This is a genomic window from Nocardia farcinica, assembly GCF_029867845.1.
Lineage (GTDB): Bacteria > Actinomycetota > Actinomycetes > Mycobacteriales > Mycobacteriaceae > Nocardia > Nocardia farcinica_A.
The window spans coordinates 1-1578 of record NZ_JARWRU010000768.1; the positions used below are offsets into that span (position 1 = coordinate 1).

The 1578-nt window shown below is 66.4% G+C and carries 2 protein-coding genes; both read right to left on the reverse strand.

The window, feature by feature from the left end:
* Positions 1-130: 130 nt before the first annotated feature.
* A complete protein-coding gene (locus tag QH283_RS16855) occupies positions 131-688 on the reverse strand; it encodes a MerR family transcriptional regulator (protein WP_280503941.1) in 558 nt (185 codons plus the stop codon).
* Between the two features lie 203 nt (positions 689-891).
* Positions 892-1365, reverse strand: a complete 474-nt coding sequence (locus QH283_RS16860) for a bifunctional nuclease family protein (RefSeq protein WP_280503942.1) — start codon at positions 1363-1365, stop codon at positions 892-894.
* Positions 1366-1578: the final 213 nt, after the last annotated feature.

The following is a 1578-nucleotide window of genomic DNA, read 5'->3' on the forward strand; positions in this document are numbered from 1 at the left end:
CGGCTGGGGGGGGGGGCGGCGGCGTTCCCGGCGGATAATCCCGGCCCACCCCGGTTGAACACCTCCGACCCCCGCCCGGGCCCCGCCGCGTGTAACCCGCGCCGGGCCCCGGGTGACGACCGCGTGTCCGTTATCCCGTGGCGCGATTCATCCGCGCCTTGCGGCGGTAGGACAATTCGTCCTCCGGGCGTTCGGTGACCGCCGCTGCCCGCTCGGCGGGGAAATTCGCGATGACGCCGGTCAGTTCCCGCATGGCGCCGCTGACCGCGATTCCGAACACGCCCTGGCCGCCCTGCAGCAAATCGACGACCTCTTCCGGCGAGGTGCATTCGTAGACCGAGGTGCCGTCGGAGAACAGGGTGATGCCCGCCAGATCCTCGACGCCTCGGCTGCGCAGGTGATCGACCGCGATGCGAATGTTCTGCAGGGAGATGCCCGCGTCGAGCAGTCGCTTGACGATTTTCAGGACCAGAATGTCCTTGAAGGAATACAGACGCTGGCTTCCCGACCCCGCCGCGCTGCGTATCGAGGGCACGACCAGACCGGTCCTGGCCCAGTAGTCGAGCTGACGGTAGGTGATACCCGCGACCTGACACGCGCTGGGAACCCGGTAACCGACCAGCTCGTCCGGCACCGCATCGTTGGGGAACAGGCCTGGCTGTACCACATCCCGCGATTGCTCTGCCATTGACCACTCCCTTGCTTCGCCGACGCCCGGCCCCGTGGACGACCCGGCTCCGTTGGCGACCGATGACCGCTGCGACGGGGAATCGCCGCTACGACCTCGGCCCGACTATCGAGATTACTCCCGTCGATTGTCCGGGCACGGGTGTCGTCCAACCAAACGACACGCGCAACAAAAGTCTCAGGCTGTACTTCAGGTATAGAAGATCAGCTGTCGGTCGCTTTGAAATCGTCCGGCGAGACCGACTCGAGGAACTCCTTGAACTTCTCCACCTCGTCCTCGCGTTCGTCGGGCATCACCAGGCCCGCCTCGTCGAGCACCGGCTCCTCGGCATAGATCGGGCAACCCACACGCAGCGCGATGGCCACCGAATCCGACGGCCGCGCCGAGATCCGCAGATCGTTCTCGAACACCAGATCGGCGTAGAACGTGCCCTGTTTCAGGTCCACGATCCTGACCTCTTTGAGCGTGTGCCCGAGTTCGGTGATCATGATCTTGATCAGATCGTGGGTCAGCGGGCGCACCGGGGTCACCCGCTCCTGTTCGAGCACGATGGCCGCGGCCTCGGCCTGCCCGATCCAGATGGGCAGGTACCGCTCCCCGGACACCTCCCGGAGCAACAGCACCGGCTGGTTCTGTGGCTGCTCGACGCGGATGCCGATCACACGCATTTCACTCATGCCACTGCCTCCCATAATCGCCGACCGCCCGGCCCGAACGCCGCAGAGCACGCCGTGATACGAGTCTAAGCGAATTCGAGCAGCCGCCGCGATCGCCGAGGCGAGCCGATGTCCGTGGCCGCCCTACGCGAGCGACGCGGTGCGGCCGGGCAGGCGGCTCAGTTGCCGAGTGCGTTGCGGACCGCCGCCTTGACCAGGTGGGTGTGCAGGCTC